The organism is Dactylosporangium sp. CA-139114, assembly GCF_050955725.1.
Taxonomy (GTDB): Bacteria; Actinomycetota; Actinomycetes; order Mycobacteriales; family Micromonosporaceae; genus Dactylosporangium.
Genome location: NZ_CP192080.1, coordinates 6,104,405 through 6,128,003, shown reverse-complemented (window position 1 = coordinate 6,128,003; position 23,599 = coordinate 6,104,405). Strand labels below are relative to the sequence as shown.

The following is a 23,599-nucleotide window of genomic DNA, read 5'->3' as shown; positions in this document are numbered from 1 at the left end:
TTCTGACCTCTGCATGGCCCATCCAACAAGGGGATAGGAAAATGGCATACACCCCCAAGCCGGAGCCGGTCGACGCGATCGTCGTGGGGCTCGGCGCGACCGGTGGCACCGCCGTCAAGGTGCTCGCCGAAGCCGGCATGAAGGTCGTCGGCTTCGACCGTGGTCCGTGGCTGCGTGCGCACGAGCACTACTCCGGCGACGAAGTCAAGTACGTCAATCGCAACTACCTCTGGCCGGATCCGAAGTTGTTCCCCAGGACGCTGCGCCATGACGAGAACTCGGTCGCCGAGGTGTTCCCCTTCTCGCCGACCCCGCAGCTCGTCGGCGGCGGCACCAACCACTGGGCCGGCTGGGTGCCGCGGCCGCGCGAGTCGGACTTCATCCAGCGCACGCTGCACGGCGACCTGGAGGGCGCGAGCCTCGCCGACTGGCCGATCCGCTACGAGCACCTCGAGCCCTACCTGACCAAGGTGGAGTGGGAGTTCGGCGTCTCCGGCGTGGCCGGCGCGGACAAGTATGAGCCGTTTCGCAGCAAGCCGTACCCGAGCGCGCCGCTGCGCCCGACCCGGTTCGGCAAGCGGTTCTACGACGCGGCCAAGAAGATGGGGATCAACGCGTTCCCGATCCCGCACGCCATGGTCACGAACCGGCACAAGGGTCGTGATCCGTTCAACAAGACCAGCTTCTGGAACCAGTACGGCGACCCGAGCGGCGCCCGGTCGAACACGCTGACCACCTTCATCCCGGAGGCGGTGGCGACCGGCAACTTCGAGCTGCGCTCCGAGTGCTTCGTGCGGGAGATCAAGGTCGGCAAGGACGGCCGGGCCACCGGCGTCGTCTACATCGACCCCGACGGTCACGAGGTCGAGCAGGACGCGAAGGTGGTGGTGCTGAGCCTCGGCGCCATCGAGTCGGCGCGGCTGATGCTGATGTCGAAGTCCGCGCAGCACCCGGACGGCCTGGCCAACTCCAGCGGCCTGGTGGGCAAGAACGCCACGTTCCACGAGTACGTGTTCGCCGTGGGCCTGTTCGACAAGGAGGTCGACGACCCGCTGTACGGCTGGGCCGGCAACTACATCAGCGGCGGAACGTTCGAGTTCTACGAGACCGATGAGTCCCGCGGCCACATCGGTGGCTGCCTGATCTCCGCCTCGCAGACGGTCCACCCGGTCAACTGGGTCTTCCCGGGCCGGCCGAGCTGGGGCAGCGCCCTCAAGGACGCCGACCGCGACTACTTCAACTACGCGATGAAGATCGGCGCGATCCTGCACGACATGCCGCGCGAGTCCAACCGCGTCGACCTGGACCCGACCGTCAAGGACGCCTGGGGCCTGCCCGTCGCCCGGATCACCCACCAGCCGCACGACAACGACGTACGCATGAGCAAATGGCAGGTGGACAAGAACGCCGAGATCCTCGAGGTCGCCGGCGCCCGCAAGACGGTCCCGGTCTACCTCGACCGGATGACCGGCAACACCTGCCACCAGCACGGCACGGCCCGGATGGGCAACGACCCGGCCAAGTCGGTGCTCAACGAGTGGTGCCAGACCCATGACATCGACAACCTCTTCGTCGTGGACGGCTCGGGCTTCCCGACGTCGACCGGCGTCAACCCGACGCTGACCATGATGGCCAACGCCTGGCGCGCGTGCGACTACATCGTCTCGACCTATGCCAAGGGCCGCGAAGAGCACATCAAGGTCAACTAGCCAACCGCGATTCACCAAGGAAGGAGGACGTTGTGACCCTCAAGGCCGACTGGGAGATCGCCGGTTCGCCGGTCGACCCCGACTCGAACGAGCGGCTGTTCTTCACCGAGCACGAGTGGGAGACGGTCGAGGCCGCCACGGCCCGCATCATCCCGACCGACCACGACCCCGGCGCGCGTGAGGCGCGGGTGGTGGTGTTCATCGACCGTTACCTGTCCGGCATCGACTACATCTTCGCCGCGGCCGACGGCAGCGGGTTCCTCAAGCTGACCGGCAAGTTCGCCGAGGCGTGGCGGGCCCGGATGTGGGACATGCAGCAGACGTACCGGCAGGGCATCCGCGATCTGGACGCGGTGGCCCGGACCAACTACAACACCGACTTCAAGGACCTGACCGAGCAGCAGCAGGACAGCGTGCTGGAGATCTACTCCGGCGCGCCGCAGCCCGCCAAGGTCACCCTGGGCACGACGGAGGCGGTGACCACCTTCCTGCAGGGCACCTTCGACGAGGGCATGGCCTTCTTCCCGGCGCTCTGCCTGCACACCAAGCAGGGCTTCTACTGCGACCCGGTCTACGGTGGCAACAAGGACCAGATCGGCTGGAAGGTCATCGGCTTCCCCGGCCCGAAGTCGCTGAAGGACACGATGGACGGTACGTACGACACGAGCCCGTACTTCATGGAGGGCGAGTACACCTGGGAGGACCTCGTGCCGTACCTGCGGGAGAATCCATTCCGGCCGGTCGGCGGGTGACCCGCAGCGGGATCCGGGCCGGCTTCGGCGCCGCGTGACCCGGGCTCCCGGCGAGACGACACGAGTCTTCGCCGGGAGCCCGGCGCCGTCCCGTTGTCATTTGCCAACGGAGCCGTCCAACGGCAACAGTAAACGTCTATCGCGACGATGGTAGAGTTGGTGCTCAGGTCACCTGACCATTGCCGAAGAGACTTGCTCCATTTCGGGTGAGACAGTGCGTCCGCTCAATGAAGGGGGTCACGTGATGACCGGCACCAGCACCGGTGGTATTGAACCGGTCCGCCGGCTGAAAGTCGCCGATTCGGTTGCTGCCCAGCTCGAGCAGCTGATCACCCGCGGCGACTACAAGCCCGGCGAGAAGCTGCCGCCGGAGCGTGTCCTTGCCGAGCGGTTCGGCGTCGGCCGCAGCTCGATGCGTGAGGCGATCCGGGTGGTCGAGGCCGCCGGCCTGCTGCGGACCGAACACGGCCGGGGCGTTTTTGTCATCAGCGACAAGAAGGCCCGGCCGACACTGTCCGAGCTGCTGGTGTTCGACGACTTCACCGTCCCGGAGCTGTTCGAGGTGCGGTTGTCGCTCGAGCCGGACGCCGCGAGCCTCGCCGCCCGGCGCATCACCGCGCAGGAAGGGGCCGAGCTCGAGCGGATTCTGGCCGAGGCCGCCGATCCGCAGCTGAGCGACGACGCGTTCGTCAAGCTCGACGCCGAGCTGCACCGGGCGATCGTCCGGGCGACGAAGAACACGCTGCTGGTGCGGCTCATGGAGAGCATCGAGCCGCTCTTCTTCAAGTACTCACACCGAGTGATCCAACTCCCCGGGCGCCGGGCGCACGCGCACGACGGTCACGTCAAGCTGTGCCAGGCCATCATCGGCCACCGGCTGCGCGACGCCAGGGTCGCGGCGCTCAACCACATCCGCGACGTCGAGCGTGACATCGCCGAGCACCTGGAGCAGGCCGGCGAGCGGCACTGAGCCCGTGAACGCCGAAGAGCCCGCCCCGCAGCGCCATTGCTGCGGGGCGGGCTCGCTTCTGTGGATCAGGCGCCGGCGGCCAGGTCCAGCATCGGTGCGTGGTGCCGCGCGGGACGGTGGCCCACCTTCCGCAGCGGCTCGGGCGCCTTCGGCATGGCCTCGAACAGGGCCAGGTCGTGGCCGGTCACGAGCAGCGCGTCCGTCGCGGCCGCCAGCGCGGTGAGCCGGTGCATGGACTGCACGGCCGTCACGCTGTCGGTGGCGATGCCCGGCGGGAGATTTTCCTCGACGCACGAGGCGGTGTTGATCGCATCGCCGGCGAGGACGACGTTGCCCAGGTCGGGGACGTCCCAGAGCACCACCGACTGATGCCCGGGGGTATGGCCCGGCGTCATCACCAGCTGGATGCCGGGGAGCATGTGCCAGTCCCCGTCCGCGAGCGTCCACCTCGTCCTCGTGAAGTCCGCCGGCACGTACGCCTTGCCGGCGTGCCCGTCGGGGCTGAGCGCCCACCGGTGCTCGGCGCGCTGCACGACGTGGACGGCGTCGGGAAAGATCCGCCCGCCGCCGGCGTGGTCGTGGTGGAGGTGTGTGTAGACCACGGCCTTGACGTCACGCGGCGCGAGGCCGAGCAGCCGCAGCTGCTCGGCCGGGTGATGGTGCGGCTCCATGAGGGGGCGGGCGGCCGTCGCCAGCTCAGCTCCCCAGGTCCCGACCGGGTCGGTGATCACGCCGGGGTCGTTGCCGGTGTCGATCAGGACGTACCCCGCGGTGGTACCGACGAGGAACATCTGGATCGGAACAGCGATGCGGCGGCCGAAGGCCGAGCCTGGCACGACGACACTCGACTCCACCTCCAGCAGGCCGCCGTCGAGGAGATGGAGCGAGGTGACGGAAGACGTCATGCGGCTGCCGCCTCGGCGCTGGCGTGCAGGCACCGGAACAGCAGCGCCATCGAGGTCGCGCCGGCGTCGACGTGGCCGCGGCTGCGGTCGCCGACGTAGCTTCCCCGGCCCATCCTGGCCACCATGCCGGCGGTGGCGTCGCGACCCTCCTCGGCGGCCGCGGCGGCGCGCCCGAGCGCCTTCACGAGCCCGCACGAGCGGGTGTCGAGGGACTGGAGCACGGTGACGGCCGGGTGGATCGCGTCGACCAGTGTCTTGTCGCCCGGGGCCGAGCCGCCGAGCTCGCGGATGCCGTCCAGGGCGGAGCCCAGGCCTTCGCGGAGGCCGGCGAGGTCCAGGGCGGTCCGGCCCTCGCCCACATCGCTCAGCCGGAGGAAGAACGTGCCGTAGAGCGCGCCGCTGGCGCCGCCGACGGAGTTGACCAGGGCCATGGCGACGGCCGACAACTGCTCCTGGACGTCGGTGAACGCGGCGTTGCGCAGCAGGGCCTGCACCGCGGCGGCCCCCTGGCTGAGGTTCGAGCCGTGCTCGCCGTCGCCGGTGGCCGAGTCGAGCTCGTTGAGGTGCGACTCCGCGGCGATGACCTCGGCGCAGAAGCGCTCCAGCCAAGCCGTCACGGTGTCCTGCGACAGTTCCGCGGTCATGTCAGACTCCCCAGCGCAGCGACGCGGTGTGTACGGGCCGGTCCCACAGGTCGAGCATCTCGTCGTCGACGTGGAGCACGGTCAGCAGCGCACCGTGGGAGTCGAGCGACGTGATGTAGTTGCCCACCAAACTGCGGACGGGGTCGGTGCCGAGCTTCACCAGCCGGTCCCGGACCGCGGCGAACAGCCCGTGCAGCTCGATGGAGGGGGTGGATCCGAGGCCGCTGAGCAGGACCAGGACGCGGTTGCCCGCCTGGAGGCCGAGCTCGGCGGTGACCTTCTCCAGCAGGACGTCCGCGATCTCGTCGGCCGGCGGGAGTGGCCGGCGCTCGCGGCCGCGGTCACCGCCGATGCCGACACCGACCTCGTACTCCCCGTCGGGCAGCTCGAACGTGCGCCGCCCGGTCTTCGGGTGGGTGCAGGAGCTCAACGCGACGCCGAACGTCCGGCTGCGCTCGACGACCCGGCGGGCCAGGCCGGCGACCTCGTCGAGCGAACGCCCCTCCTCGGCCGCGGCACCGGCGATCTTCTCGACCAGCACCGTGGCGCCCAGTCCGCGGCGCCTGCCCGCGAGCTCCGGCGGGAAGGACGCGTCGTCGTTGACGAGGACCTTCTCGATCCGGATGCCCTGACGGCGCAGGATCTCGGCGGCGAGCCCGAAGTTCATGACCTCGCCGCCGAAGTTCTTGACGATGTACAGCACGCCCGCGCCGTGGTCGGCGCGCTCGGTGGCCGCCATGATCTGGTTCGGCACGGGGGAGGTGAACACCTCACCGGGGCAGGCGGCGTCGAGCATGCCCAGCCCGACGTAGCCCGCGTGCAGCGGTTCGCAGCCGGACCCGCCACCGGAGATGAGTCCTACCTTGCCGGGACGGGCCGCGGTCCGCCGCACGACGATGCGGCGATCCTGGTCGAACTCGACGACGTCGGGGTTGGCGGCAGCCAGTCCGCGCAGGTAGTCCGCGACGACCGTGGAGGCCTCGCCCATGATTTTCTGCACCCTGTACGCCCCCTTTCTGCATGGATGGGCCGGGTGGTGCCGGCGCCGAGCCGGGACGAAGAAACCGCGGGAACCTCTTGACTTTGCGGTCGAGCGCTCAGGATATTGGTCCGACCACCCGATCACAAGACCAGTGGTTCGCGGAGAGGAACAGGTATGAAGGCGCCGTCCCCACTGCCGGCCGAGGCGCAGCAACCCGTCGAGGTGCCGCACCTGCGTATGACGGACATCCGCAAGCGTTTCCAGGTCGTGCAGGCCCTCGACGGGGTGAGCCTGCTGGTGCGCAGCGGCGAGATCCATGCCCTGCTCGGTGGCAACGGCGCGGGCAAGTCGACGTTGCTCAACGTGCTGTCCGGCACCGTCACGCCGGACTCCGGCCGCATCGAGCTGGCCGGCGAGGAGGTGTCGATCGGTCACCCCCGGCAAGCCCAGGCGCTGGGCATCAGCACCATCCACCAGGAGCTCTCCACGGTGCCGGACCTGACCGTCCTCGAGAACATCTTCCTCGGGCGGGAGGAGGCGTTGACCGGCAAGCGCTCGATGTTCGTCAACCGCCGCCGGATCGCCCGCCAGATTCAGGATCTGGCCGGCGAGTTCGGTATCAGCCGATCCGAGCTGTGGCGTCCGGTCGGTGAGTTCGGCGCGCTGAAGAAGCGCGCCATCGAGATCGTCAAGGCCTTGGCCGTACCGCCGAAGATCCTGATCCTCGACGAGCCCACATCGGGCCTCGAGGAGCACGAGAAGACGCTGCTCTTCGAGCACATGCGCAGCCTGCAGCGGCGCGGTGTCGCGCTGATCTGGGTCACCCACCACCTCGACGAGATCTTCGGGCTGGCGGACGTGGCCACCGTGATGCGCGACGGGCGCACCATCGCGCGCACGGAGACCGCGCGGCTCACGAAACGCGAGCTGGCCGCGCAGATGTTCGGGGGCGACGCCATGGAACTCATGGAGGCCGCCGACACCGTTCCCGCGCCGAGGAACCGGGCCGACGGCGACGACGCGCCGCCGCGGCTGCGGGCGCGGAACCTGACCCGCCACGGGGTGCTCCGCGACATCTCCTTCGAGGTCCGGCGCGGGGAGATCCTGGGCGTCGCGGGACTGGCCGGCGCCGGGCGCACCGAGATGGTGCGGGCCCTGATGGGCCTGGACAAGCTGTCGTCCGGCCAGATCGAGATCGACGGGCGGGTCCGCCGGATCCGCCATCCGAAGGTGGCCTACAAGGCGGGCCTCGCCATGGTGCCGGAGGACCGTAAACAACTGGGCATCCTCCCGGAATTCTCCGTCGCCGAGAACATCTCCATCGCTGAGCTCGGCTCCGTCACGGCCGCCGGCGTGCTGCGCGGGCGGCGCGAGCGGACGCTTGCCGACGGGTACATCCGCAGCCTCGGCATCAAGACTCCGGGCGGCACGGAGATGATCCGCAATCTCAGCGGGGGCAACCAGCAGAAGGCGATCATCGCGCGTTGCCTGAACACCAAGCCGTCCATCCTCATTTTCGACGAGCCGACCCAGGGCATCGACATCCACGCCAAGGCCGAGGTGCACCGCCTCATCCGGGAGGTTGTGGAGGAGGGGACCTCGGTGATCGTCATCGCCTCAGAGTTCTCCGAGCTCATCAGCCTCTGTGACCGGGTGGTCGTCCTGAACCGCGGAGCGCTCGTCGGCGAGATCCGCGACATCCCCGACCGGGTGGCGACAGAGGGCTACGACGCCGTCAAGAACGCCATCATCGACAAAGCATCGAGAGCTGACCGATGACAACATTTCGCTCGGGCGCCGCTCGAATCCTCGGGATCGAGGGCGTTCCCATCCTCCTGGCCTTCGTGGTGGTCACCGTCGGCTTCGCCTTGGCCGTACCGTCGTTCGCCGACGGTGACTCCATCAAGTACTACCTCAACGAAGAAGTGCCGACCTTCATCATCACGGCCGGTCTGGCCCTGGTCATCATCGCCGGCGGGATCGATCTCTCGGTCGGCGCCGTCCTGGGCCTGAGCGCGGGCACCTCGCTGTGGGCCTCGATGCACGGGCTCAACTCGGTGGTGGCGGTGCTCGTCGGCGTCGGGACGGGCTTGGCCTTCGGGCTCGTCAACGGCCTGGTGATCGTCAAGTTCCGGCTCAACGACTTCATCGTGACGCTGGGAACGCTGAACGTCGCGGCCGGCCTGCTCGTGGTGCTCACCGACCACGTCCAGCTCGTCGGGACGCCGGACTCGAAGTACCTCGCCGTCGCCCGTACCTCCGTCGCGGGCCTCACCAGTGCCATGGTGCTGGCGGTGGTTGTCATCGCGGTGCTGCACCTCGCGCTGGTCAAGACCCCGTTCGGCCGCAAGATCCGCGCGACCGGCATGGGCAGTGCCCCCGCCTTGGTCGCCGGGATCGACGTCGGGCGGATCAAGCTCTACGCCTACCTGGTGTCGGGCGCCCTGGCCGGATTCGGTGGCGTGCTCCTGGCCTCCCGGCTCAACTCCGTCCAGCCCGGGATGGCCAGCGGTTACGAACTCGTCGCGGTCGCCGCAGCGGTGCTCGGCGGCGTGAGCCTCGCGGGCGGCCGGGGTGGCATCTGGCAGGCCGGCCTCGGCGCGCTGCTGCTGGTCACCCTCAAGCAGGGTTTCCGGCTCATGGGCGTCGACCCGCTCATCTTCTCCATCATCACGGGTGTCTGCATCCTCGTCGGCGTGATCGTGGACCGCGGTGTGCGCCGCTTCGCGCTGACGTTGCGTACCCCCGAGCCCGTCCAGCCACCGGCCGGAGAACTGCAGCCAGCGACAAGTGAGGGACGATGACCACCATCGGGGCTGAGCGCGTGTCCGCATTGCGCATCCGGGTCCTGCGGGATCCCTCGTTCGGCATCCTCGCGCTCCTGGTCGTCGCGGTGGCCGTGATGTCGTTCGCCGAGCCGACGTTCGCCACCGCCGGCAACCTGACCAACATCGTCAACGCGATGATCACCGTGAGCTTCCTGGCCATCGGTATGACCGTGGTCCTCATCGCCGGCGGTCTGGATCTGTCGGTCGGCTCGGTGATGGGCCTCAGCGCGGGTGTGGCGGCCAGTTGCCTCAACAACGGACTGCCCCTGGCGGTGGCCTTCCTCGCCGCGTTGGGCGTGGGTGCGGGCATCGGGCTGATCAACGGGCTGCTGGTCACGAAGCTGGGCATCCCGGACTTCATCGTGACCCTGGCCATGCTCGGCCTGGCCGGTGGATTCCTGCTGTACTGGACCGCCGGTGTGCCGATCCTCGGCTACATGACCGAGCCCTACTACTACGTGGGCGGGCTGCGCCGGATCCTCGGCCCGATCACCGTGCCGATGGTGCTGGTGCTGGTGGTCGGCGTGGCGGTCTCCGTCTTCCTCCGCCGCACCGCCCTCGGCGTGAAGTTCTACGCGGTCGGCAGCTCACCCACCGGTGCCATGCACGCCGGCATCCGGGTCGACCGCATCAAGATCGGCGCGTACGTCATCAGCGGTCTCATGGCCGCGGTGGCCGGCATCCACATCGCCGGCCGTACCACCACCGTGCCGCCCCTGATCGGCAACGGCTACGAGATCAGTGCCATCGCGGCGGCCGTGATCGGCGGCGCGTCGCTCTCCGGTGGCAAGGGGCGGGTGATCGGCGCCCTCGTCGGCGCCCTCACCCTGACGCTGACCCGCAACATCATCAACCTGACCGGCGTCGAGTCGAGCTGGCAGGCCGTGGTCACCGGCCTGGTGCTCATCCTCGCGATCCTGGCGAACCAGGCGTGGAGCGGCATCGCCCGTTCGGTCGGTGCTCCCCGCCGCTGACGCGCAGCGCGGACAACAGACACCCCGTAACACCCCTGTACTACACCCCACACAGTCAGAGGAGATCGACATGGCCAACTTCGAAGGGTTATCGCGCCGAGGCCTGCTGCGGACCGCCGGGTTGCTGACCGGGGCAGGCGTGGGCGGAGCGCTGCTCGCCGGCTGCTCGCCCAACGGCGGCGCATCGGCCGCCGGCGGCGGTGGAAGCGGGACGGCCAGCGAGTCGTTCGACGAGGCTATCAAGAAGATCGTCAACGGCCGGGAGATCAAGGTCGGCTTCACCCCGCCGGTCCTCTCGGAGAACTTCACCCAGATCGAGCACGCCGCCTGGCGCAGGATGAACGAGTACGAGCAGCGGTTCGGCTGCCGCTGGGTCTGGGAGCGCCAGGCGCCGGTCGGCGACTTCAACGCGGTGCAGGGCACCCTCGGCATCGTCCAGTCGTGGGTCTCGCGCAAGTTCGACGCCATCGCCGTGTGCACCGGCGCCAACTTCGCGACGGTTCAAGGTCTCTACCGCGACGCCTCGGCCAAGGGCGTCAAAATCTACCAGTTCAACCAGCCCGCCGAGCTCTACCCCGAGGACCAGCTGCAGACCGTCACCAACGTCGGGTACGACAACAGGTGGCAGTCGGGCTACCTCGCCGGCAAGTACATCGCGGAGAAGCTCAAAGGCCAGGGCAACATCCTGCAGATCTGGGGCCCGTCCGGCTCGGACTGGACCCGCGGTCGCAAGATCGGCTTCGACAAGGCGCTCGCCGAGTTCCCCGGGATCAAAGTGGTCGGCGAGGCCGACGGCGGATACGTGCGCGACAAGGGCTTCGCCGCGGCGCAAGACCTGCTTACCAAGAACCGTAACGTCAACGCCGTCTACGGCGAGAACGAGGAGATGGCCCTGGGCGCGTCCCAGGCGATCGACACCGCCGGCCTCAAGCACTGGGACGGCAGCAGCGGGATCCTGACCGTCGGCGCCGACGGCCTCGTCTCCGGCTACAAGCAGATCATGGCCGGCAAGCTGACCGCCACCGTCGACATCGGCGGCATCGACCAGGGGCAGAACCTCATCGAGGCGATCTTCGTCTCGGCCGTGCTCGGCCAGGCGGTGACCCAGTTCATCAACAACCCCACCCAGGTGGTCGACAAGTCCAATGTGGACTGGCACCTGGCGTACACCGAGTGGGGCCTCGCAGCACCGAAGAAGTACGGCGCCTGAGGCGACGGATCAGGCCTGCAGGGTGGGCCGGCGGTGTTCCAGCCGCCGGCTCGCCTCAACGTCCAGCAACAGCAACTAGGCGAACGGTGAGTTGAACATGAAGATCGCGGGCGTACGGGCATATCCCGTCGGGCTTCCCCTCGAGGAGGAGCTGCGCTGGGGTGCGATGGCGGTGACGACCAAGGGCGGCATCATCGTCGAGGTGACCACCAGCGATGGGTTGGTGGGGATCGGCGAGGCCGGCTTCTCCGCCGAGTACTTCCCGACCGTCGGCCCGCTGATCAACGGGCAGCTCGGTCCGATGATCACCGGCCGCGACCCCCGGGACATCGGCGCGCTGTGGCACGACATGATGCGAGCGACGCACATGTGGGGCCGCCGGGGCGTCGAGACGTACGCGCTGAGCGGCATCGACATCGCCCTCTGGGACCTGCTCGGCAAGATCACCGGGCAGCCGGTCCACCGGCTGCTCGGCACGTCGCAGCACTCGGTGCGGGCCTACTTCGCGCCGTCGTTGAAGCCGGTCGACGAGGCCGTCGCCGAGGCCCGGGAGGCGGTGGCCGCCGGCTACACGGCGATCAAGCTGCGGGTGGACGGGGACCTGTCCCGGGCGATCCAGCTCGTCGAGGCCGTGCGATCCGCGGCCGGCGCGGACGTCGACCTGATGGTCGACGCCAACATGGCCTACGAGCGCAGGGGCGCCCTGGCACTCGCCAAGGAGCTGCACAACCTCCGCGTGGCCTGGCTCGAAGAGCCCATCATGTCGCGCAGCCTGTCGCAGTACGTGTCGGGCCACTCGTGGCTGGCGGACCGGATCGACATCCCGCTGGCCGGCGGCGAGTCGCTGCTGACCCGGTACGAGTACATCGATCTGATGGCGAACCTGCCGTTCGACATCATCCAGCCGGACGCCGCCAGCGTCGGCGGCATCTCCGAGCTCAAGCGGATCGCGGACATGGCCAGCGCCTGGAACCTGCGGTGCGTCCCGCACATCGGCTGCTCGTCGGGGACGGGCATCGGCATCCACGCCGGCCTGCAGGTCATCCTCAGTTGCGACAACGCACCGCTCATCGAGTTCGACGCCTACGGCGGGCTCGGCTGGGAAGGCTTCCTCGTCAACCCGCCCGTGGTCACCGACGGCCGCGTCTGGGGCAGCGAGGAGCCCGGAATCGGCGCGCGTATCGCTGACGGCGCGGCCGAACGCTACCGTGTCGGCATCGGGGCATGACCGCGTAAACCGCTCGCGCGGTCGCCGGTGCTGCATCTGGTCCAGTTCGGCCGGTGGCCCGGGCCGCAGCGCACCGCCGTGTCGACCCTCGCCTACCCGCGGCTGGCCCGTCACCCGCCCGCCGGGCAGGCCCTCTGCCCCGAGGGCCTGCCCGGTGCGGGTCGCGATCTCGCACCCATCCGCGGCCGCGGCGGCACCGAATGCCTGGTGCACCTTGAACGTCAGGCGCGGGGAAGGGCAGCGATGACGAGGGACGCAGGGGGCGTGCGGACTCCCCGGCCTCCCGCGAGGTCGCCGAACTGCTGCACGTGGGGCTGCCCACGGTGAAGGCCAGGATGCGCGACGGGCTCATCCGGCTGCGCGACTGCCTGGGGGTGTCGGCATGACCGGCATCGACGGCACGGTCGACATCCACGCCCTGGCCGGCGCCTACGCCCTCGACGCGGTCGACGACCTGGAGCGGGTCGCGTTCGCCCGGCATCTGGCCCGGTGCGATGCCTGCGCGACCGAGGTCGCCGAAGTGCAGCACGCCGCCGCCCGGCTGGCCGACACCACCTGGTCGGCACCGCCGCCGCGGCTGCGGGCGGCGGTCCTGGCCCAGGTCGCCCGGACCCGCCAGGACCGGCCCGGCCACCGCCACACCGCTACCCCCGCCGGCACGTCGGCGGTGCGGCGGTGGCGGCGGTACACCGCCGCGGCGGTCGCCGCCGGCGTCCTCGCCACCGGCGGGGCCGTCGGCACCGCCGCGATGCAGCAGCAGCGGCTGCGCGACGAACGCGCCGCCACCACCGCCGCGCGGGCCGACGCCGAGCGGATGCGGGCCGTGCTGGCCGCCCCGGACGCGGTCGTGCACGGCAGCAGCCTCACCGGCGGCGGGCAGCTCACCATGATCACCTCCGCCGTCCAGGACACGGGTGTGGCCATCCTGACCGGGGCGCCGGCCGTGCCGAACGGCCGCGGATACCAGCTGTGGCTGATGGAAGGGGGCACGCCCCGCCCGGCCCCCGTCCTGCCCGCCGGCGCCGGCGGCGGCACCGTGCTGCTCACCGGGGTGCGGGGCAAGAACGCGGTGGCGGTGACCGTCGAACCGGCCACCGGCTCCACCGCGCCCACCACACGGGTCGTGGCCGGGGTGCCGCTGACCTAGCCCTCGTCCACCGCGGGCGCCCGCCCGGGACCGTCAGGTTCGGGGCGGCGTTCCAGCAGGGGTTTGCCGGTCTTCCGGACCAGCACGTAGGTGCAAAAGATCTGAACCCACGGCGGCTGCGTGCACGGCACGGCAAGGCGCGGGACCTGGTTCCCCTGCCGCAACCCTGGGCGTGAGACGTGGATCACACTGACCTATCCGATCGGGTGACCGCGGCGAATGCGGGGCATGGCGGTCGACGGTGGTGTGGAGGGCGTGGTGGCCGGGCGGTACCGGCTGCTGCGCGTCGTCGGCAACGGCGGCATGGGCCGGGTGTGGCTGGCCCGCGACGAGATGCTCGACCGGGACGTCGCGGTCAAGGAGATGCTGCCGGTCACCGGCCTCGCCCCGGGCCGGGCCGACCCGTGGGAGCGCACGGTCCGCGAGGCCCGCACCGCCGCGAGGTTGACCCACCCGAACGTCGTGCGGATGTACGACGTGCTGTTCACCGACGGGCGGCCGTGGATCGTCATGGAGTACGTCACCGGACGGTCCCTGCAGGATGCGGTCCGCGACGACGGGCCGCTGGACGTGCCGGCGGCGACCCGCCTGGGCCTGGCCGTGCTGGCCGGGCTGGAGGCCGCGCACGCGGCCGGGGTGCTGCACCGCGACGTCAAGCCGCCCAACGTGCTGCTCGCCGACGACGGCCGGGTGCTGCTCGGCGACTTCGGCGTGGCCGTGTTCGACGAGGGCCTCGCCGCCGGCGGCCCGGCCGACGTCTCCCGCGAGGACGTGCTCCTCGCATCCCCCGCCTACGTCGCCCCGGAGCGACTCAACGACGGCGCCTCCACGACCCGCACCGACCTGTGGTCCTTCGGCGCCACCCTCTACTGGGCCGTCGAAGGCCGCCCGCCCTACAGCCGGGGCAGCGCCGTGGAACAGTTGCACGCCCTCGCCGCCGAACCACCCGACCCGATGCTGCGCGCCGGCCCCCTGGAGCCGGTCATCGCCGGCCTGCTGCGCCGTACGCCGGCCGACCGGTTCACCATCGCTCAGGCCCGCGCCGTCCTCTGTGGTGCCACCGCACCCGGCCCGCGGCCCCGCCGCTCGTGGGCCGGGCGGCGCAAACTCGTCGTGGCCGCGGCGGCGCTCGCCGTGACCGCCGGGGGCGGCGCCACCGCCTACGCCGCATGGCCCGGCGGCCCGGCCCGCGTCCCCGCCGCCCCGGCCGCGGCGACGACGCCCGGCACGCCGGCGGTCACCGGGTCGGCCGCGCCGCAGTGCACGGCCGCGACCGCGGTCGACGCCGGCGCCGGGCCCACCGCCCTGCCGGCCGGGTGGACCTGGGCAGACGCCGGACGCTTCCGGGTCGGCGTGCCCGGCGGCTTCCTGCTCGGCTCCGCACCCGGCGGCCTTGTCTGCTTCCTCGACCCCGACGGCAGCCGGGCGCTCACCGTCGACCCGGCCGCGTCCCTCGCCGCCGACCAGGTCGCCGCCTGGCGACGGCAGGAGCAGCACCTCGCGCAGCAGCCGCCGCCCGGTTACCGCAACCTCACGATCAGCCCCGTGCTGTACCGCAACGGCGCCGCCGACTGGGAATACCTCACCGCCACGGGCGAGCGCCAATGGCACACGGTCCGGCGCAGCTTCATCACCGGCGCCGGCCGCGGCTTCATCGTCTCCTGGACCACGACCGCCCAGCAGTGGGACGCCGAACAGACCACCTTCCGCACGATCATGACGAGCTTCACCCCCCGCTGACCGCACGAGCATCGCGGGCGACCGCGCGCACGCCCCGTCCCGCACACATTGCCGATGTCGCGCACGTCGCGCCCATCCGACCCGGTGACAGCCCCGAATCCCTCCCGCAACAACGCCCGCCAGAAGGAGCACCTGATGAACCTCCGACGAGCCGCCGTCGCGGCCCTGCCGATCGCCGCAATCGCGCTCAGCGTGCCGCTCGTGGCGCCGGCACCCGTGTTCGCCGCCGAGTCGGTCTCGGTCGACCTGCAGGAGATGGGCCACGCCGGCGCCAAAGGCAGCGCGACGCTCACCCCCATGGCCAACGGCGACCTGAAAATCGCCATCAAGTCGACCGGGATGACGCCGAACTCACCGCACGCCCAGCACCTGCACGGCTCCGCGGCCGGCGTCGACTTCCACTGCCCCACCATGGCCGCCGACACGAACCACAACGGCTACCTCAGCGTCGAAGAAGGCCTGCCGATGTACGGCGACATCTTCGTCTCGCTCACCACCACCGGTGACACCACCAAGGCCAGCGGCCTGGCCGTCGACCGCTTCCCCACCGCCGACGCCAACGGCAACCTGTCCTACGAACGCACCATCCCCGCCGCGCAGCTGCCCGCCGGCACGATCGCCCACCTGATGGATCTGCACATCGTGCAGCACGGCATCGACGCGAACCACAACGGCAAGTACGACCTGGACGGGCTCGGCGAGTCGACGTTCGCCAAGTCGCTCGGCGTGCCGAACATCCCCGAGGAGGCCACCGACGTGGCCACCTGCGGCATGGTGGCCGGCGCCGCCGCCGGCTCCGTCCCCGCCGGGGGAGTCAACACCGGCGACGGCTCCACCCTCCAGCCGAACCGCATCGACCCGGCCACGATCTACGCGGTCGGCGGCACCGTGGTCGGCGGCGCCCTCGCGATCGCCTTCTACCGCCGCCGCAAGACGGCGCAGGCCTGAGCCGTGGACATCATGAGCGGCGTGCGGCGCGGGACGGTCACGGCCGCCGCGCTGCTGGCACTGGCGGCCTGTTCGACACCGCCGGCGGCGCCGGACACCGAGGCCGCGCCGGCGGTCACCCGAACGGCCCCCGCGCCGCCATCCGCGGACGCGGTCCAGGAACTGACGTCGGGCCCGCTCATGGTGTCCTCACCACCCGTCCGCCTGAGCATCCCCGAGCTCGGCGTCACCAGCAACCTCATCGGCCTGGCCACCAACCCCGACGGCACCATGGAGGTGCCCGGCGACGCGAGCACCGTCGGCTGGTTCACCGGCGCGCCCACCCCGGGCGCGCTGGGACCGGCCGTCCTCGCCGGCCACGTCGACTGGAAAGGCGACAAAGGCGCCTTCTACCGCCTGGCCACGCTCACCGCCGGCGACGAGATCACCGTGACCCGGCTCGACGGCAGCCAGGCCGTCTTCGCCGTCACCAAGGTCGAGCGACACCCCAAGGACCAGTTCCCGACCCAGGCCGTCTACGGCCCGACCGACCACGCCGCGCTGCGCCTCATCACCTGCGGCGGCGAGTTCGACGCCGCCGCGGGCCACTACCGCGACAACATCGTCGCCTTCGCCGACCTCAAACAGGCAAGAACCCGGTAGGCCTGCTCGTGTCGGGCCTGGAGGTAGGACTGGAGGTAGGAGCCGTCAAGCGTGGTGCCGGTAGGTCGGGCGGGCGTGGCGGGCGGCGACCCGGCGCAGGCCGGCCGCCAGCAGATCGATCTCCTGCCGGGTGTTGTAGAGCGCGAGCGACGCTCGTACTGTCTCCTCCACCCCGAATCGGCGCAGAATCGGCTGGGCGCAATGGTGTCCCGCACGCACCGCGATGCCGTCGCGGTCCAGCGCCGCGGCGATCTTCTGGGGTGCGGTGCCTTCGAGTGTGAAGGACAGGACGCCGGCTTTGGCCGCCGCGGTGCCGATGAGGCGCAGCCCCGGCAACTCGCCCAACCGCAGTGTTGCGTACTCGAGCAGGCCGTGCTCGTAGCTGGTGATCCGGTCCCAGCCGATCGCATCGACGTAGTCGAGCGCCGTGGCCAATCCGATCGCCTCAGCGATCGGGCCGGTGCCGGCCTCGAAGCGCGCTGGGGGCGCCCGGTAGATGGTGCGGTCCAGGGATACATCTTGGATCATGTTGCCGCCGCTTTGCCACGGCGGCATCGACTCGAGGATCTCGGCCTTGCCGTAGAGCGCGCCGACGCCGGTCGGGCCGAAGACCTTGTGACCCGAGAAAACGTAGAAGTCAGCGTCCAGCTCGCGCACGTCGACGCGCAGGTGGGGTACGGCCTGCGCGCCGTCCACGAGCACCCGCGCACCGACGCGGTGCGCCATCGCCACCACCTCCCTGACCGGAACGATCGTGCCCAGCGCGTTGGAGACGTGGGCGATGGCGACCAGACGGGTACGTGGGCCGAGCAGGTCCGCCAGGGCGTCCAGCCGGATCTGGCCGTCCTCGCCGACTGGGACGACCCGCAGGCGCGCGCGCCGCCCGTTGGCGAAGCGCTGCCACGGCACCAGATTGGCGTGGTGTTCCAGGTGCGAGACGATGATCTCGTCCTGCGGCCTGACGAAGCGCCCGCCGAAGCTGTGCGCGACCAGGTTGATCGCCTCGGTCGCGCCGCGTACGAACACCACCTCGTCGCTGGTTGCCGCCCCGAGGAACCGCGCGACGGTGGCTCGCGCATCCTCGTACGCCTCGGTAGCCCGGCTGGCCAGCGTGTGCGCGCCGCGGTGGATGTTCGAGTTGTCCTGCGCGCTGAAGCGAGCAACCCGGTCGATCACCGTCTGCGGCTTCTGCGTCGTCGCGGCGTTGTCCAGCCACGCCAGCGCGTGGCCATGCACACGTTGGCGCAGGATCGGAAAATCGGCCCGGATGCGGCCGACATCGAAGGGGGCGGTAGCCGGCGCGCAGTATGCCTCGTCGGGCACAAAGTAGTACGTCACCGGTAGTGGTAAGGGTAGTCGTGGATCTTGTCCACCTCGACCTCGTCGAGGACGGCGATCGCATCGTCGGTCAGCACGGCCAGCGACGAGTACAACGAGATCAGATAAGACGTGATCGCCCGCTCGTCAATGCCCATGAACCGCACGGACAAGCCCCGGTCCTCCTGCCCCTCCAGGATCGGTGGATAGAGCCCGACCACGCCTTGACGCTCCTCGCCCACGCGCAGCAGGATGATGCTCGTTCTGCCGTCCCCCAGCGGCATCTTGTCCGTGGGCACCAGCGGCAGGCCACGCCAGGTGAGAAACTGCGCGCCGAACAGGCTCACGGTCGGCGGGGGAACGCCGCGGCGGGTGCATTCACGGCCGAAGGCGGCGATGGCGCGCGGGTGGGTCAGGAAGAACGCCGGCTCCTTCCACACCTTGGCGATCAGACCGTCCAGGTCGTCCGGCGTCGGTGTGCCGTTCATCGTGGGCACGCGCTGCGCCGACGTGGCGGTGGCGAGCAACCCGTAGTCCGCGCTGTTGATCAGCTCGCTTTCCTGCCGCTCCTTCATCGTCTCGATCGTCAGGCGTAGCTGCTCGCTGATCTGGTCATGTGGCTTCTGGTACAGGTCCGACACCCGCGCGTGCACCCGCAGGATCGTCGAGATGGTGTGCAGGTAGTACTCGCGGGGCGCGTCCTCGTAGTCAACGTACGTCGCCGTCAGCTCGCTCTGGTCGCGCCCCGGGAGGCCGATGTCGATCGCCTCGGCGTTACGCACCTTGTTGAGCCGGTAGACGCCGCCTTCGACCGCTACCCACTCCAGCAGGCGTATCAGCCAGCGCGGAGTGATCGTCGCCATCCGGGCGGGGGGTTTGGTGGTGTCGGCGAGCTGACGCGCCCCTGCATCGCCCAGGGCGCCTGAGGTGGGTTGAGCGTTGGCTGTCAAATGGTTCCTCCGGACGCGTCAGCTCATGCGTGGCGTCGGGTCGGTACCCGGCCGATGCCGGTTCAATCCCGGCGCCGGGGAAGGGATCGCGCAGCTGCTCCGGTCGCGGCGTCAGACGCCGATGTTCGGCGCTTCGCCGTCCCCGCCGCCGGGGTCGTCGTCGCGTGAGCGGTGCCCCACCGCGAGGCGGGACGCCACCACGCTGGCGGTGGTGCCGAGGCCGCTGGCGAGGATGCTCGTGGCCCAGCCGACCGGCCCCATCGGGCGGCAGCCGAAGAACTGGCTGACGCCCGGTGTGGACACGATCGCGCCGAGCGCGGCTGCGGAGACCGTGCTCGCGCCGACGACGAGCGGGCTGTGCCGGCCGGCGACGAGTGTCTGGCCCAGCTGCGTGCCGACGAGCGTGGTCAGCGCGACCGTGCTGGCCCGGGCGGCGGTGCCGGTGGTGCGGGCGGCCAGCCACGCGCCTGCCGTGGCTGCGGCGGTGGCGATGGCGCGGATCGCGGTCTCCCGGGTGAGCGCGCTGCCCAGCGACGCCTCGGGCCCGTCATTGCGCAGGTCCTCGGCCGTGCGGTGCGAGGCCGGGCTGATCGCCAGCGCCAGCGAGGGCAGCAGGTCGGTGAGCAGGTTCACCAGCAGCAGCTGCCGGGCGTTGAGCGGTGAGCCGGACGGGTTGAGCAGGCCCGCGCCGAGGGTGAAGGCGATCTCGCCGAGGTTGCCACCGAGCAGCACGGAGACCGCGTCGCGAACGGAGCCCCACATGGCGCGGCCCTCCACGACCGCGTCGATGATCGTCTCGATCCGGTCGTCGGTCACGATCAGCCCGGCCGACTCGCGGGCGGCGTCGGTGCCGCGCTTGCCCAGGGCGATGCCGACGTCGGCGAGCCGGATGGCGGCGGCATCGTTGGCGCCGTCCCCGGTCATCGCCACCGCGTGCCCCCGGCTCTGCAAGGCCTGCACGATGCGTACCTTGTGGGCCGGGGTGACCCGCGCGAAGACCGACACCCGCGGCAGCACCTCGGCGAACTTGTCGTCCTGGAGCTCGTCGAGCTCCGAGCCGGTCATCACCACGCCGTGGTCGAGGATGTCGAGCTCGGCCGCGATCGCCGCGGCGGTCGTCGGGTGGTCGCCGGTGAGCATGATGACCTTGACCCCCGCTTTGCGCAGGTCCGCCACGGCGCTCTTCGCCTCCGGCCGGGCCGAGTCGGCGAGCCCGAGCAGGCCCAGGAACTCCAGGTCGTCGACGAGCTCCGGGTCGATGTGCCGGTCGGCTTCGACGGGGCGCTGGGCGACAGCGAGCACCCGGTACCCCTGCCCTGCCAGCCGCTCCACCTCCGCGTCGATCGCGGTGCGCGCCGCGGCGTCGACGGGGGCGGCGGTGCCGCCGCGACGCCACCGCGCGCACGCGGGCAGCACGATCTCCGGGGCGCCCTTGACCGCCAGCAGGTGGCCGCGGCCGGTCTCGCCGATCGTCGCGTGGTAGCCGCGAGCGGGCTCGAACGGTACGTCGTCCACCACCCGCCAGCCGCCCACGCCCTCGCCGGGGGTGAGCCCCGCCACCGGACCGGCGGCGAGGACCGCCCGGTCGGTGGGGTGCGGCACCTCGGCCGTGCCGGCCGGGCTCGCGCGCAGCCCGGCGACGAGCACCTCGTGGGTGCCCGGCGACAGCACGTCCACCGGCCGCTCGTCGACGCCGTCGGAGACCACCTGCAGGCCGACCCGGCCCTCGGTGAGGGTGCCGGTCTTGTCGAAACAGAGCACGTCGACGCGGCCGAGCGCCTCGGTCGTCGACGGGTCGCGCACGAGCGCGCCGCGCTGCGCGAGGCGGCGGGCGGCGGCGATCTGGCCGACCGTCGCCACGAGCGGCAGCCCCTCCGGTACCGCGGCGACGGCCAGGCTGACCGCCGTGCCGAGCGTGCTGGCCAGCGGCTGACCGCGCAGCAGGCCACCGGCGACGAGCGCCGCCCCCGAGCCGAGCGCGACCGGGATGCTCAGGCCGGTCAGCCGCATCAGCCGGGCCTGCACGCCGCGCACGGGCGGCCCGGTCTGCGCGGCCCGGCCGCTGCGGCCCAGCTCGCTGCCGGGGCCGGTGGCCACGACCACAGCGGTGGCCCGCCCGGCCGCGACGATCGTGCCCTCGTAGAGCATGCTGCGCCGCTCGGCCACGTCCGCGGCGGCAGACGGCGCGGCCGCCTTGGCCACCAGCTGCGACTCGCCGGTCAGCGTGGACTCGTCGACCTCGAGGTTCCTCGCCTCGAGGATGCGGCTGTCGGCCGGCACGGCGTCGCCGGCGTCGACGGTGACGATGTCGCCCGGGACCAGCTCGTCGGCGGGGACGTCGGTGTCGTGGCCGTCGCGGATCACCTGGGCCCGCAGGGACGTGTCGCGGACCAGCTGGCGCAGGGCACGGTCGGCGCTGCGCTGCTGGACGGCACCGAGCAGCGCGTTGGCGCCCATCACGGAGCCGATGAGCGCCGCGTCGGTCACCGCCCCGGTCGCGGCCGACATCGCCGCACCGGTGGCCAGCAGCGGGGTCAACGGGTTCGCCAGCCCGTCGACCGTGGTGCGCATGAAGCTCTCCTCCACCCGCCCGTCCGGCGCGGGCTGTCCGGCGCGGCGCGCCCGCACATCCTCCGTGCTCAGGCCGGCGGGTGAGGCGTCGAGCCGCTCCAAGGCGGTGCCGGTGTCGAGGGCGTGCCAAGGGGTCTCGTCGGTGGGCACCGGGTCGGGCCGCGCGTCGACGGAGCGGGCCGCGAGCGCCCCCATCGCCATCGCCGCGATCCCGGCGGTGGAGACGGCCAGCCGGGCCCGCCCGTCCTGGCGGGCGCCCGGCCCGGAGAGGGCAAGCAGGGCGGCCGCGACCGAGCCGTACAGCGAGATGAGCGCGCCGCGCCGGGAGACCGCCCGCGCGGCGACGACGGCGTCCAGGACACGGCGCGCCTGCGCCAGCCCCGGGCCGCAGAGCAGGTCAGCGGCCCAGGGCACCGGGCCGTCGTCGTCGAGCACGCCGATCGCGCAGTCCGCGGCGGCGGGCGCGGCGGAGCCGCCGGTCGTGACCAGCGCGACCACCCGGTCCTGCCCCTGCAACCGCCGGATCTCCCCGGCGAGGTGGGTGCCCCCGGCCACCACCTCGTCGGGCGAGAACCGCTCGGCCAGGCCGCTGCCGACGCCGGCGACCGCGAACCTGCCCGCGGCGCGGGCCGACGCGACCAGGTCGGCGGCGTTGGGCCGCAGCTCGGGCTCGGCGACGACGATCGCGCGCACCTGACCGCCGTGGACCAGCCCGAGCGTGACGCCGCCCGGGGTGCGCAGCCGCGCGGCCGCCGCGCGTACCTGCCCGCCTTCGGGGCCGCCCTTCGGCGCGACCTCCGGCAGTGGCCCGAGCTGCCATTCGCCGGCGCGCACGACCCGCTCCGGCGCGTCCGGGTCCAGCAGGGCGCCGGCCCGGGCGCGCAGGTCGCTCTCCTCCTCGGCGGTGAGGTCGGCGCCGAGGCCCGCGAGCCGCCCGACGGTGAAGCGGCCGGTGGTCAGCGCCCGGGCGTCGAGCACGACGGTGTCGACACGGTCCAGCCGCCGCAGCACGGTGGCGTCCAGCGGGACCACGCCGCGGGCGCTGAGTGCCCGCCCGAGCCGGGCGGCGAACACCTGACGGCTCAGCCGTGCCGCCTGCGGCGTCGCGATGGTGAGCATCGTGCGGGCCCGCCAGCGCGAGCGAGTGAACCCCACCGCGCCGACCGCGCCGGCCAACGCCGCGAGCGTGGCCCGGTCGGCGTAACGCTCGATCGGCCCGGCCGGCAGCGGTACCGGCCGCGGCGCCGGGACGGGCTCGGCGGGCTCACGCCCCCGGCCGGACAGCTCCGGCTCGCGGCGGCGCCACACGGTGCGGCGGCCGTCGATCTCGGCGATGAGCAGCGCACGCAGCGCGGCGTCGGTGAGCAGGCCGAGCGGCGGCCCGGCGACGAGGCCCCGGGCGGTCGAGTGGATCAGGGCGAGCGTGAGCTCGGTCGCGGCCCGGCCCAGCCGCTCGGAGAGCGCGTTGCGCAGCCTGGGCGTCGCGTCGACCAGGGCGATGAGCGAGAGGGCGTTCGCGGGCAGGCCGCGCCGGGCCAGCGGCGAGCGGAGGGCGGCGAGCCCCAGGCCGAGCGCGTCGCCGCCGAGCGCGATCGCCTGCTGCAGCAGCGGCTCGATGTCGCCCGGGTGGTCGGGACGCTCGACCGGAAAGCCTTCCGTGCGCAGGTCGTGCAAGTCCTCGACGTCCTCCACCGCATCGACGAGGTCGTCCAAGCCGACGCTACCTTCCTCGAAGGCGACCACCACCCGGCTGAGCGCCGTGTTCACCTCCGCCCAGTGGACCCCGCGAACCTGCTCGAGCCGCGCGCGTAGCTGCTGCGCGACCGGCTCGCCCTCGGGCCGGTCGACGCCGCGCACCTCGATGTGCGCGCGGCCGTTGCCGGTCCACACCCGCCGCGCGGACCGCGCCCGGCCGGGCACCGGCACGGCGCGGACGAGCGCGCCCGGGAGGCGGCCGAGTGCGGACAGCAGCCTCGGCACGCCAGTCGGTTTCGGGTCCACCGGCGAAGCGTCGCACCGGCGCCGCGCGGGCGGCCTCACCCTTGCCGGGCGGCGACATCCCCCCGAGTAGCGCTCAGCGGG

At 71.7% G+C, this 23,599-nt stretch carries 18 protein-coding genes and 1 pseudogene; 13 read left to right on the top strand and 6 right to left on the bottom strand.

Features of this window, described 5'->3' with window-relative positions:
- Positions 1–41 precede the first annotated feature (41 nt).
- From ACQP2P_RS27020 to ACQP2P_RS27010, 3 genes are all read left to right on the top strand, one after another.
- Complete coding sequence (locus ACQP2P_RS27020; protein ID WP_433605326.1) at positions 42–1,709, top strand: GMC family oxidoreductase; 1,668 nt, start codon at positions 42–44, stop codon at positions 1,707–1,709.
- A 32-nt stretch (positions 1,710–1,741) separates the two neighbouring features.
- Complete coding sequence (locus tag ACQP2P_RS27015; RefSeq protein WP_433605324.1) at positions 1,742–2,461, top strand: gluconate 2-dehydrogenase subunit 3 family protein; 720 nt, start codon at positions 1,742–1,744, stop codon at positions 2,459–2,461.
- Between the two features lie 244 nt (positions 2,462–2,705).
- A complete protein-coding gene (locus ACQP2P_RS27010; RefSeq protein ID WP_433605322.1) occupies positions 2,706–3,431 on the top strand; it encodes a FadR/GntR family transcriptional regulator in 726 nt (241 codons plus the stop codon).
- Positions 3,432–3,496: 65 nt separating this feature from the next.
- On the opposite strand, the gene ACQP2P_RS27005 is transcribed toward ACQP2P_RS27010, so the two are convergent.
- From ACQP2P_RS27005 to ACQP2P_RS26995, 3 genes are read right to left on the bottom strand one after another with little or no spacing between them, the layout of a single operon-like run.
- Positions 3,497–4,336, bottom strand: a complete 840-nt coding sequence (locus tag ACQP2P_RS27005) for an N-acyl homoserine lactonase family protein (RefSeq protein ID WP_433605320.1) — start codon at positions 4,334–4,336, stop codon at positions 3,497–3,499.
- Entirely contained in the window at positions 4,333–4,980 is a 648-nt protein-coding gene (gene dhaL, locus ACQP2P_RS27000; protein WP_433605318.1) for a dihydroxyacetone kinase subunit DhaL, read from the bottom strand. The genes ACQP2P_RS27005 and dhaL overlap by 4 nt, the downstream gene beginning before the upstream one ends.
- A gap of 1 nt (position 4,981) precedes the next feature.
- On the bottom strand, positions 4,982–5,968 hold the full coding sequence (locus ACQP2P_RS26995; RefSeq protein ID WP_433605316.1) for a dihydroxyacetone kinase subunit DhaK: 987 nt from the start codon (positions 5,966–5,968) through the stop codon (positions 4,982–4,984).
- Between the two features lie 168 nt (positions 5,969–6,136).
- On the opposite strand from ACQP2P_RS26995, the gene ACQP2P_RS26990 reads away from it, so the two are divergent.
- The 10 genes and pseudogenes from ACQP2P_RS26990 to ACQP2P_RS26945 all read left to right on the top strand — a co-directional run bounded on the left by ACQP2P_RS26990 (position 6,137) and on the right by ACQP2P_RS26945 (position 16,679).
- A complete protein-coding gene (locus ACQP2P_RS26990; protein ID WP_433605314.1) occupies positions 6,137–7,741 on the top strand; it encodes a sugar ABC transporter ATP-binding protein in 1,605 nt (534 codons plus the stop codon).
- Positions 7,738–8,766 (top strand): ABC transporter permease, encoded by a 1,029-nt coding sequence (locus ACQP2P_RS26985; RefSeq protein WP_433605312.1) that lies wholly within the window; start codon positions 7,738–7,740, stop codon positions 8,764–8,766. The genes ACQP2P_RS26990 and ACQP2P_RS26985 overlap by 4 nt, the downstream gene beginning before the upstream one ends.
- A complete protein-coding gene (locus ACQP2P_RS26980) occupies positions 8,763–9,764 on the top strand; it encodes an ABC transporter permease (RefSeq protein WP_433605310.1) in 1,002 nt (333 codons plus the stop codon). Before ACQP2P_RS26985 ends, ACQP2P_RS26980 begins: the two co-directional genes overlap by 4 nt.
- A 70-nt stretch (positions 9,765–9,834) precedes the next feature.
- A complete protein-coding gene (locus ACQP2P_RS26975) occupies positions 9,835–10,974 on the top strand; it encodes a sugar ABC transporter substrate-binding protein (protein WP_433605308.1) in 1,140 nt (379 codons plus the stop codon).
- Positions 10,975–11,071: 97 nt separating this feature from the next.
- Positions 11,072–12,202: a mandelate racemase/muconate lactonizing enzyme family protein gene (locus ACQP2P_RS26970; RefSeq protein WP_433605306.1), complete on the top strand. Its 1,131-nt coding sequence runs from the start codon at positions 11,072–11,074 to the stop codon at positions 12,200–12,202.
- A gap of 287 nt (positions 12,203–12,489) precedes the next feature.
- A pseudogene (locus ACQP2P_RS26965) lies at positions 12,490–12,588 on the top strand (RNA polymerase subunit sigma); the annotation flags it as partial.
- The gene (locus ACQP2P_RS26960) at positions 12,585–13,349 is read left to right on the top strand and encodes an anti-sigma factor (RefSeq protein WP_433605304.1); all 765 of its coding nucleotides are present in this window, start codon (positions 12,585–12,587) and stop codon (positions 13,347–13,349) included. The pseudogene ACQP2P_RS26965 and the gene ACQP2P_RS26960, both read left to right, overlap by 4 nt.
- Before the next feature lie 228 nt (positions 13,350–13,577).
- Complete coding sequence (locus ACQP2P_RS26955) at positions 13,578–15,089, top strand: protein kinase domain-containing protein (protein ID WP_433605302.1); 1,512 nt, start codon at positions 13,578–13,580, stop codon at positions 15,087–15,089.
- Between the two features lie 135 nt (positions 15,090–15,224).
- Positions 15,225–16,037 (top strand): hypothetical protein, encoded by an 813-nt coding sequence (locus ACQP2P_RS26950; RefSeq protein ID WP_433605300.1) that lies wholly within the window; start codon positions 15,225–15,227, stop codon positions 16,035–16,037.
- Positions 16,038–16,058: 21 nt separating this feature from the next.
- Positions 16,059–16,679: a class F sortase gene (locus tag ACQP2P_RS26945; protein WP_433605298.1), complete on the top strand. Its 621-nt coding sequence runs from the start codon at positions 16,059–16,061 to the stop codon at positions 16,677–16,679.
- A 45-nt stretch (positions 16,680–16,724) separates the two neighbouring features.
- Here the strand turns inward: ACQP2P_RS26945 and ACQP2P_RS26940 are convergent, their stop codons facing one another.
- The 3 genes from ACQP2P_RS26940 to ACQP2P_RS26930 all read right to left on the bottom strand — a co-directional run bounded on the left by ACQP2P_RS26940 (position 16,725) and on the right by ACQP2P_RS26930 (position 23,518).
- Positions 16,725–18,017 (bottom strand): SufS family cysteine desulfurase, encoded by a 1,293-nt coding sequence (locus ACQP2P_RS26940; RefSeq protein WP_433605296.1) that lies wholly within the window; start codon positions 18,015–18,017, stop codon positions 16,725–16,727.
- A complete protein-coding gene (locus tag ACQP2P_RS26935) occupies positions 18,014–18,946 on the bottom strand; it encodes a family 2A encapsulin nanocompartment shell protein (protein ID WP_433605294.1) in 933 nt (310 codons plus the stop codon). Before ACQP2P_RS26935 ends, ACQP2P_RS26940 begins: the two co-directional genes overlap by 4 nt.
- A gap of 111 nt (positions 18,947–19,057) precedes the next feature.
- Positions 19,058–23,518 carry an HAD-IC family P-type ATPase gene (locus ACQP2P_RS26930; protein WP_433605292.1) on the bottom strand — a complete coding sequence of 1,487 codons (4,461 nt, stop codon included), beginning with the start codon at positions 23,516–23,518 and terminating at the stop codon, positions 19,058–19,060.
- Positions 23,519–23,599: the final 81 nt, after the last annotated feature.